The sequence below is a fragment of the Flavobacterium sp. genome, from assembly GCF_020217025.1.
GTDB lineage: Bacteria > Bacteroidota > Bacteroidia > Flavobacteriales > Flavobacteriaceae > Flavobacterium.
The window spans coordinates 1-10,000 of sequence record NZ_JAIWOF010000043.1; the positions used below are offsets into that span (position 1 = coordinate 1).

11 protein-coding genes and 1 tRNA gene are annotated in these 10,000 nt (G+C 30.4%); 7 read left to right on the forward strand and 5 right to left on the reverse strand.

Features of this window, described 5'->3' with window-relative positions:
- Positions 1 to 33 precede the first annotated feature (33 nt).
- Entirely contained in the window at positions 34 to 393 is a 360-nt protein-coding gene (folB, locus tag LDL23_RS01880; protein WP_291264192.1) for a dihydroneopterin aldolase, read from the forward strand.
- A gap of 15 nt (positions 394 to 408) precedes the next feature.
- Here the strand turns inward: folB and LDL23_RS01885 are convergent, their stop codons facing one another.
- A complete protein-coding gene (locus tag LDL23_RS01885; protein WP_291264193.1) occupies positions 409 to 2,328 on the reverse strand; it encodes an LTA synthase family protein in 1,920 nt (639 codons plus the stop codon).
- 123 nt (positions 2,329 to 2,451) lie between these two features.
- Here LDL23_RS01885 and LDL23_RS01890 point away from each other — a divergent pair.
- Positions 2,452 to 2,525: transfer RNA gene (locus LDL23_RS01890), tRNA-Cys, on the forward strand.
- Between the two features lie 133 nt (positions 2,526 to 2,658).
- Here the strand turns inward: LDL23_RS01890 and LDL23_RS01895 are convergent.
- The 3 genes from LDL23_RS01895 to rnr are packed head-to-tail and all read right to left on the reverse strand — an operon-like array spanning position 2,659 to position 6,271.
- A complete protein-coding gene (locus tag LDL23_RS01895; RefSeq protein ID WP_291264194.1) occupies positions 2,659 to 3,354 on the reverse strand; it encodes a LysE family transporter in 696 nt (231 codons plus the stop codon).
- Positions 3,355 to 3,392: 38 nt separating this feature from the next.
- Positions 3,393 to 4,061 (reverse strand): head GIN domain-containing protein, encoded by a 669-nt coding sequence (locus tag LDL23_RS01900; protein ID WP_291264195.1) that lies wholly within the window; start codon positions 4,059 to 4,061, stop codon positions 3,393 to 3,395.
- Between the two features lie 32 nt (positions 4,062 to 4,093).
- Positions 4,094 to 6,271 carry a ribonuclease R gene (rnr, locus tag LDL23_RS01905; RefSeq protein WP_291264196.1) on the reverse strand — a complete coding sequence of 726 codons (2,178 nt, stop codon included), beginning with the start codon at positions 6,269 to 6,271 and terminating at the stop codon, positions 4,094 to 4,096.
- 123 nt (positions 6,272 to 6,394) lie between these two features.
- Here rnr and LDL23_RS01910 point away from each other — a divergent pair, with 123 nt between their 5' ends.
- The 4 genes from LDL23_RS01910 to LDL23_RS01925 all read left to right on the forward strand — a co-directional run bounded on the left by LDL23_RS01910 (position 6,395) and on the right by LDL23_RS01925 (position 8,827).
- On the forward strand, positions 6,395 to 6,628 hold the full coding sequence (locus LDL23_RS01910) for a DUF2007 domain-containing protein (protein WP_291264197.1): 234 nt from the start codon (positions 6,395 to 6,397) through the stop codon (positions 6,626 to 6,628).
- A 47-nt stretch (positions 6,629 to 6,675) separates the two neighbouring features.
- Entirely contained in the window at positions 6,676 to 6,915 is a 240-nt protein-coding gene (locus tag LDL23_RS01915; protein WP_291264198.1) for a DUF2007 domain-containing protein, read from the forward strand.
- A 623-nt stretch (positions 6,916 to 7,538) separates the two neighbouring features.
- Positions 7,539 to 7,970: a ribose 5-phosphate isomerase B gene (gene rpiB, locus LDL23_RS01920; protein WP_291264199.1), complete on the forward strand. Its 432-nt coding sequence runs from the start codon at positions 7,539 to 7,541 to the stop codon at positions 7,968 to 7,970.
- 23 nt (positions 7,971 to 7,993) lie between these two features.
- A complete protein-coding gene (locus tag LDL23_RS01925; protein ID WP_291264200.1) occupies positions 7,994 to 8,827 on the forward strand; it encodes an NAD(P)H-hydrate dehydratase in 834 nt (277 codons plus the stop codon).
- Here the strand turns inward: LDL23_RS01925 and LDL23_RS01930 are convergent.
- The gene (locus LDL23_RS01930; protein WP_026725431.1) at positions 8,792 to 9,064 is read right to left on the reverse strand and encodes a DUF1294 domain-containing protein; all 273 of its coding nucleotides are present in this window, start codon (positions 9,062 to 9,064) and stop codon (positions 8,792 to 8,794) included. The genes LDL23_RS01925 and LDL23_RS01930 overlap by 36 nt on opposite strands.
- Before the next feature lie 54 nt (positions 9,065 to 9,118).
- Here LDL23_RS01930 and LDL23_RS01935 point away from each other — a divergent pair.
- Positions 9,119 to 10,000 (forward strand): Tex-like N-terminal domain-containing protein (locus LDL23_RS01935; RefSeq protein WP_291264201.1); only part of this gene is annotated, 882 nt, incomplete at its 3' end.

Consider the following 10,000-nt stretch of genomic DNA (forward strand, 5'->3'; position numbering starts at 1 on the left):
AATTGGTAAATTTGGTATATAATAAATGAAAAAATGGGAACTATTAAATTACAAAATATCAGAACATTTTCTTATCATGGTTGTTTAATTGAGGAAGGAAAAATAGGCTCTGATTACCGAGTAGATTTAGAAATTAAAACTGATTTACGCAAATCATCCCAAACCGATGATTTAACCGATACAGTTGATTATGTACATTTAAACAAAATTGTAGCAGAGGAAATGGCCATTCGTTCTAAATTATTAGAGCATGTTGCCCAACGCATTATCACAAGATGTTTTGCGGAAATTCCATCGATTTCTCGAATAAAATTAGCGGTTTCTAAATTGAATCCTCCAATTGGTGGCGATGTAGAAGCGGTTACAATAGAAATGGAAGAGTTTAGAAATTAACTCTTCCATTTGTTTTTAGTCTATTTTGTAAACTCTTTTCTTGTATAAATTGCTCGATGCCACAATATGAGCAAGTGCGTCTTTAGCAAATTCTTCATTCAAAGCAACTGGAATTAATTCGGTGTCACTTTTTACTTTGAACTGCAATGGTTTTGCATTTGGATTTAAGATAACAATATCATCTTCTACCCTAAAAGCGTAAGTTTCATGGAATAACATAATGGTTCTTCCTTTTGTTCCTTTTAGTAGTTTTAATAAATTTCTTCCTGGCATTGGTGTTTTAGTTGTGATACCTGATAAAGCTAAAACCGTTGATGGAATATCCATTTGACTTGCTAAATTATCGTAAGTAATTCCTTTTTCAATATTTGGCGCAATAATTAAAGCTGGGATATGAAATTTATTCACTGGAACTAAATTTTTACCATACGTTCTGGTATTATGATCGGCAATAACAACAAAAATAGTGTTCTTAAAATAGGCTTCTTTTTTGGCCAATTCGAAAAATTTTCCAATTGAAAAATCGGCATATTTCATCGCATTATGAACTGTATTTTTAGGTTGTTCGTAAAGTTGAATTCTACCATCAGGAAATTCAAATGGCTCGTGATTTGAAGTAGAAAACATCAAAGAAAAGAACGGTTTATTTCCAAGATTTTTATAATATTCATTAGCTTTCACTGCTAAATCTTCATCTGAATAACCCCAAGTTCCTTTCATGGCATATTTCTTTCCATCTTTATCGAAATCGGTTTCATCTATGATATTTTTAAAACCATTTCCATTGAAAAAAGAAGCCATATTATCAAAATTTGCCATTCCACCATAAATGAAACTCGTATCGTAATTTTGACGACCAAAAGCATCAGCTAGCGTAAAAAATCCTTGTTGTGAACCGCCTAATTTCACAATACTTTCTGATGGATTAGGTAAAAATCCAGCGGTTACTTGCTCAATACCTCTTACACTTCGAGTTCCGGTACAATATAAATTGGTAAATAATAATCCTTCTTTTGATAATTTATCCAATTCAGGTGTTAAAGGTAAACCGTTTAAACATCCTACATATTCAGCTCCTAGACTTTCTTGTAAAAAGATTACCACGTTGTATTTTGGTTGTGGAGCATCTGGCTTTTGAAGGTGTAAAAAAGGAACTTCACCTGCAATAAATTCGGTAACATCCATGTATTTTTTTACACGCGTATAAGCTTCCAATTCGTCCATTTTACCGTATTTCTTAACATCACCTTCATTCTTCATCGAATAAGCTGCAAATGCAACCGTGTAAAGCGAATTTAATCCCAATGAGTTCGTCATTTGATCGGAACAAAAGATGGCATTACTAGCATTTATAGGACGTTTAGAAGTTAAACTTCCACGAGCACCCCAAAACAAGAAAAAAGCAACAACTAAAAACAAAAGTAATTTGGTTTTATAGTTACTTTCTTGAGGATAAAATATTTTTTTACCGTGTTTAAAAGCAAAAAACAAAGCAATTCCAAGTAAAATAGTAGTGATGATTAAAGAAGGTAAATAACTTTTTAATAAGGTTCCTACTACTTCTTTAGGATAAATTAAATAATCTAAAAACAAGCGATTTGGACGCGTATCGTATTGATTGATAAAATCTAATGTTGATAATTCCATCAACAGAAACAAAAACAAGAAGAAGATAAAGTAAATATTAAAGAACTTTTTGAAGTGTTTTAAAACCGAATCGGGAAGTAATGAAATTAAAACCGTTGGTAAAAATGCGATGTAACACATTAAAATTAAATCGAAACGAAGACCAATTAGAAACAATTGTCCATAGTTAGGATTCTCCACAACACGTTCTTTGAACACAAAAAACAAAAGAATTCTACTAATAGTGGTTATAGATAAACCGATTAAGAAAAAACTAAATATGGGTTTTAAGTAACGTAAATTCTTCATAATTAATCAACTATTTGTTTTGCACAAAATTAAACTTTAAAACTAAATATTTGTACTTAATAAATGCTTAATATTTTTGGAAAAGAGGAAATAAAATGTAAATTTGCAGTCCGTTCAAACAATGGCGTCGTGGCCGAGCGGCTAGGCAGCGGTCTGCAAAACCGTCTACCCCGGTTCGAATCCGGGCGATGCCTCCAAAGAGTTACTAGAAATAGTAGCTCTTTTTTTGTTTTAATTTTTAAGAGAAATTAATTAAAGATATTCCGGGCGATGTCTCTAAAACCTTCAAAAAACTTGGAGGCTTTTTTGTGGGGTGATTTTTAGAAAATATTATTCAGTAATTGTAGTATCTGGTAATAACTTATTTGTTATCATTTCTTTTTCTTTTGGGAAGAAACCTTGAAGGATAAAAAACAATCCAAAAATTGAGATAACTAAACTGATTACTCTTTTAATTTTATAGATGTTTGCTGGAATTAATTTGTGTTTTAGTTGTTTTGCTAATAGAATTTTAGCGACATCAAAAGCTAAATAAAATGCTAAAATAGCTGCAAAAAAGATGGAAATTCTTGAAGTATTCATTTCCATTTGTGGTCCATAGGTTATGATAATCATCATCCAAAAACCTAGTACTCCAATGTTAATGAAATTCAATAAAAATCCTTTAAAAAACAATGCGAAATAATTCTTTTTAGGAATGTTATCATCGTCTTGTTCCTCGTCTTGTTGTTTTTTAAAATTACGTTTTAACATAATAAAAGAGGTTAAACCGTAAACCAACATGATAATTCCGCCAATAATAAACAAAGTGGGATTATCTTTTAATTGTTCTAGTAGTTGATTGGTACTTAAATAAGCTATTAAAATAAAGATAATATCACCAAAAACAATTCCTAAGTCAAAAACAAAAGCTGCTCTAAACCCTTTAGTAATACTGGTTTCAAGTAATACAAAAAAACCAGGACCAATTGAAAAAGCTAACAATAGTCCCCAAGGAATTGCGGTAAGTATATCGTGTAAATGCAAATTGCGAAGTTAAAAGTTTGAACTACGAAGTTAAGAAATTATTTAGCTTGTTCAATAGTTCCTCCAGCGATTTTCTTTTCGTTAATTTGTTTTGGTTTCCCGTAAATAGTGATTTCGCCACCAGCTCTTGTTTTAGCATCCACAAAATCAGTTGCATATACATTTGCCATTCCACCAGCATTTACAGTTACAACAGTTTGTTGAGTTTTACAATCTTGACCATCGTATTTTCCACCTGAATTCGATACAATATCTTGATTTTTTACAGTTCCTTTTGTAGTTACAATACTTCCTTGTGAAACACGAACTTGTAATCTATCCGCTTGTAAATTAGTTAATTTAATTTCAGAACCTTCTTTACAAATGATATCAAAATTAATGGCAGAAATTTCATCTTTTGAAGAAACTCTACTTCCTTCATTTGCTTCTACAGCGTCTAATTTTTTGTAATAAACGGTAGCGGAAACATCGTCACCACTTAACATTTTAGTTAAAGGCATTCTGATTTTTAATTCACCATTTTTATTGATTACTTCAACTTCTTGAGAATTAGCTCCAGTTAAAACGATTTTATTTTCACTGGAAGCTACTAAGTTGACATCAATTTTATCGAAAGCGGTTACTTTAGTAAAATCACCAACGTTTTTTTCGGTTTGTGCAAAAGCTATTGAACTAATTAATAGTAAACTATAAACTATTTTTTTCATTTTAATATTTTTAAATTCTTATAAAAAAATAATTATTCTCTTTTTCTCAAATAATGAAAATCCAATTGTTTTTTCACTAAATCGGCATTTTTTACTTTAACGTAAATTTCGTCTCCTAATTGTAAAATATTTTTAGAAACTTCACCTACTAAAGCATATTGTTTATCATCAAAGGTGTAATAATCATCTTTTATTTCACGAATACGAACCATTCCTTCGCATTTGTTTTCAATGATTTCTACATAAATTCCCCATTCGGTAACTCCAGAGATTACACCTAAAAATTCTTCATCTTTATGATCTTGCATGTATTTTACTTGCATGTATTTCACTGAATCTCTTTCGGCTTGAGCGGCTAAACCTTCCATTTGTGAAGAATGCACACATTTTTCTTCGTATTCATCTTCACTTACACTTTTTCCACCATCTATGTAAAATTGTAACAAACGGTGTGCCATAACATCTGGATAACGACGAATTGGCGAGGTAAAATGACTGTAATAATCAAATGCTAATCCGTAGTGACCAATATTTTCGGTAGAATACGCTGCTTTACTCATACTTCTAATCGTAAGTGTATCTACTAAATTTTGCTCTTTTTTACCTTGAACTTCTTCTAATAAATTATTCAATGAACTCGAAATGTCTTTTTTTGAACGGAAATTGATTATATAACCAAACTTAGCAATTACAGTTTGAAGATTGATTAATTTATCTTCATTTGGTTCATCATGAATTCTGTAAATAAAGGTTTTCTTTTGTTTTCCAATGAATTCCGCTACTTTTCTATTTGCTAATAACATGAATTCTTCAATCAAATGATTTGCATCTTTACTTTGTTTGAAGTACACTCCAATCGGTTCCGCATCTTCATTCAAATTGAATTTTACTTCTACTTTATCAAACGAAATTGCGCCTGCTGCCATTCTTTTTCTACGAAGAATTTTAGCTAATTCATCCACTTTTAAAGTAGCCTCAACTATTGGTTTTGGAACGATATATTCGCTTCCAGTTAATGAAATTTCAGCTGGAATTACATCTGATTTAGTTTCAATGATACTCTGTGCTTCTTCATAAGCAAAACGTTGATCAGAATACGTTACTGTTCTTCCAAACCATGCATCTAACACTTCTGCTTTATCATTCAATTGAAAAACAGCTGAAAACGTATATTTTTCTTCATGTGGTCGAAGTGAACAAGCAAAGTTGGATAATACTTCAGGAAGCATTGGAACCACTCTATCGACTAAATAAACAGAAGTAGCTCTTTTATAAGCTTCATCATCTAAAATTGTTCCTTCTTGTAAATAATGCGAAACATCGGCAATATGAACTCCGATTTCGTAATTTCCATTTTCTAAAACCTGAAACGATAACGCATCATCAAAATCTTTTGCATCTTTCGGGTCAATCGTAAACGTTAAAACATCACGCATATCGCGACGTTTTTTAATTTCTTCTTCAGTTATTGAAGTATCTATTTTATTAGCATACGCTTCTACTTCAATTGGAAAATCATACGGTAAACCATATTCCGCTAAAATCGCATGAATTTCAGTATTGTGTTCACCTGGTTTTCCTAAAACTTTAATCACAGAACCAAAAGGAGAATCGGCTTTTTTAGGCCAATCTTCTAAAGTTACTAAAACTACATCACCGTGTTCTGCATCACCAATTTTATTTTTTGGAATGAAGATATCAGTATACATTTTAGCATTGGCAGTGGTTACGAAAGCAAAGTTTTTTTGGATATCAATAACACCAACAAACTCTGTTTTTTTACGTTCTAAAATTTCTAAAACTTCAGCTTCTGGCTTACGAGAACTTCTTCTGTTGTAGATATACGCTTTTACTTTATCACCATCTAAAGCATGATTTAAATTAATAAACGGAATAAAAACATCGTCTTCTAATTCGTCACAAACAAAATAACCTGTTTTACGAGACGTCATATCAACAATTCCTTCGTAGTATTCGGCTTTGGAAATAATTTGATATTTTCCAATTTCTGTTTCGTGAATTTTATCTTGTGCTTTAAGTATTTTTAAATCTCTAATTATTTCGTTTCGACTTTTGGTATCGCTTAACTCTAAAACAGCAACTATTTGCTTGTAATTAAAAGATTTAGAAGGTTCTCTTGAAAGTATTTTAAATATTTGTGCAGTAAAATCTTTTGGTTTATTTCCTAATTTTTTTGGTTTCTTACTCATTGTATCATTTCTAATTAATGCTGAAAGTTACGAAATTGTTATAAGTAATTAGTAAGAGAGGCTCAGTTTTAATGAAAAAATAACTTTTCGTATATTTGTGAAATAACGAAAAATGTAAAAGATATGAATGATTTTGTAGTAGTTGCTATTTTTAACAACCAGAAAGAAACCATGAAATTAAGAAGTGTATTGGAACGAAAAAAAATTCCATACATTATTCAAGATGAAACTGTAGTATCGGTTGATCCATTGCAAAGTATTGGTTTTGGAAACATTACTTTGAAAATAGAAGAACAAAATGTTGAACAAGTAAAAAAAATACTTGTCGATTTAAAAAAAGAAAAATTAATTGTTTAATAAAAATTTAGGATTTACAATAAGTAAATCCTTTTTTATTTCATCACATGGAAAACTTTATAACCGTTGCAATTTTTAACTACCAACACGAAACTTTAATTATTAAAAATCTATTAGAGCAAGAAGAAATAACTTATTTTTTTGAAAACGAAACTATCGTTGGGATCGATCCCTTCGCTACAATTGCTTACGGCGGAATCAAATTAAAAGTACATCCAAACGATGAAGCAACCGTAAAAGAAATTCTTAAAAAACTAAACGAAGACGATCATTTAAAAATTGTTTAATTTTTTAAAAGCTGAAAGTTTTCAACATATATTAAAAACAACAAAAAATATTTTTAATTAAATTTAAATTTATGATGGTTATTATAGCGTGTTAATATGTGGAATAAGTTTTTTTACAGAAGTAGTTTTTAAAAGTTATCGTTACTTATACAACGTAATTAACAATTTAAAAAATTAGTAAAGAACTGAAAATAAGAGTTTCTAAATTCTTTAATTTATAGTTATCAACAGTTGTTGAAATATAATTTTATATTCGTTTTGTAAATAACTTCAATTGTTGATTTCTGTTGAAAACTGATTTTTTTCTATTGATAACTTTTCTAAAAATTCATGAAACTAAATTAGGATTTTCAATTCCAGTTTTGGATTACAATTTTTTAATTAACAACCAAAAAAAACTTCTTATTTTCTATCCAAAGTTGTTAACAATTAGTGTTAAATTAAGTTTAACTGATTATCAATGATTTACGTAAAGAAATTAACAATGTGTAATTTTTGGTTTACTTTATTACATAATTCATTGGTTTTAAAGTATTTGGTTAAAAAAATATCAAAATAAGAATCATATTATTAATACTCCTTAATCTTTAGTATTTTTGCATATACAAAACACACAACAACTTATGAAAATTTCAATTGGAAACGACCATGCTGGTCCAGATTATAAAAAAGCTATTGTTGAATTCTTAGAAGAAAAAGGACATACTGTTTACAACCACGGAACTGATACTTTTGATAGTGTAGATTATCCAGATTTTGGTCATCCTGTAGCCTACGATGTAGAAAGTAAAAAAGCGGATTTAGGAATCGTAATTTGTGGTTCAGGAAACGGAATTGCTATGACCGCCAACAAACACCAAGATATTCGTTGTGCACTTTGTTGGACAAAAGAAATTGCTGCTTTAGCACGTCAGCATAACGATGCGAATATTATTAGTATTCCAGCTCGTTATACTTCTATTCAACAAGCTATTGAAATGGTAGATACGTTTTTAAATACGCCATTTGAAGGAGGAAGACACGGAAATCGCGTGAAAAAAATCGCTTGTAAATAATCCAAAATTTAAAAACAATTCAAATGGAAGTCCAAAAAATAGATTTGAATTGTATTAAAAATACTTATAAAAAACGACCATGTGATTCTCACAAAGGAACACATGGTCATGCTTTATTAATTGCAGGAAGTTCAGATAAAATCGGCGCTGCGATTATTGCCGCTAAAGCTTGTTTACGTTCAGGTGTTGGGTTATTAACCGTTGCTTTTTATCCTGAAAATAAAAATATTCTTTTCAATTCGATTCCAGAAGCGATGTATGCTAATACTTGTGTGATGAATGATTTATCACCTTACAATGCTATCGGAATTGGTCCTGGAATTGGCTTAGATGAAATCAGCCTGCAATACATTTACGAATTATATGAAAACAAACTTCCCGTTGTTTTTGATGCGGATGCTTTGAATTTAATTGCGAAATACAAAATCGATTGGAAGCATTTTAATTTTTCATTTGTGCTAACACCGCATCCAAAAGAGTTTGACCGTTTATTTGGTGAACACGATTCAGAATCAGAAAGAAGAAATACAGCCATCCAAAAATCTAAAGAATTAAATTGTGTTATTGTTTTAAAAGGTCATAAAACTTTTATCACGGATGGAATTCAGAATTTTGAAAACACTACTGGAAATTCTGGTCTCGCAAAAGGTGGTTCTGGTGATGCTTTGACCGGAATGATTACTTCATTTTTGGCACAAGGTTATACTACTTTAGAAGCTGCTAAATTAGGCGTTTATCTTCACGGATTGGCTGCAGATATTACACTTCAAACACAAAGTGAGGAAAGTATGTTAATAACGGATGTTATTGAAAATATAGGTTTAGCTTTTAAACATTTGAATTCCGAAATACAATAAAACAATCTGAAGTATTGCAATAGCATAAAAGGCTAATATAAAAGAAAACTTATTGGTTTTGTGTTTGAAAAGATACATGCTTACAATTCCTCCAATAGTTCCACCAACGCTAGTCAAAAAAAGTAATTTGAATTCTGAAATTCGTCTTTTATTGTTTTTAGCTCGCCATTTATCGTAACCAAATGTTAAAAAACAAAGGCTGTTAATCACAATTAAATAAATAAATAGTACTTCCAAAAGCTAATAATTTTGTCCAAAGATAGTATTTTAGCAGTTCAATTTTTATTTACGATGACCCACATTCAATTCATTCAAAACCAAACTAACATTGCTCCAAAAAGCATTGAAGCTACTATAAAATTACTTTCAGAAGATTGTACGATTCCATTTATTTCTCGTTACCGAAAAGATCAAACTGGAAATTTAGATGAGGTACAAATCGAGGCGATTTCGAAATTAAACAAGCAATTTGATGAAATCATCAAACGAAAAGAAAGTATTTTAAAATCGATTGAAGAGCAAAATGCACTTTTACCCGAATTGAAATCCAAAATTGAAAACAGTTTCGATTTACAAGAATTGGAAGATTTCTATTTACCTTATAAAAAGAAGAAAAAAACCAAAGCCGATGTTGCTCGTGAAAGCGGATTAGAACCGTTGGCCAAAATCATTATGAGTCAAAAAAATGAGGATATTGAGTTTTTAGCTTCCAAATATTTGAATGAGAATGTAAAAAATGAAGACGAAGCTTTACAAGGTGCTCGCGATATTATTGCCGAATGGATTAACGAAAATATCTTTATTCGTAAAAATTTACGTCGTATGTTCCAAAGAAAAGCTGAAATTTCAACAAAGGTTGTTAAAACAAAAAAAGACGACGAAGCTGCTCAAAAATTTTCTCAATATTTCGATTGGTCAGAACCGATTTCCAAAGCACCATCGCATCGTTTATTAGCTATGTTACGAGCTGAAGCCGAAGGTTTTGTAAAATTAAATGTCGCAATTGAAAAGGAAGAAGCATTAGATTTTATCGAAGAAAACATTATCAAAAATAAAAATTCGGATGCAACCGAACATTTGGAATTGGCGATAAAAGACAGTTACAAACGTTTGTTAGAACCTGCTATTTCTAATGAAACTTTACAAGAAGCAAAAGCAAAAGCTGATATCAAA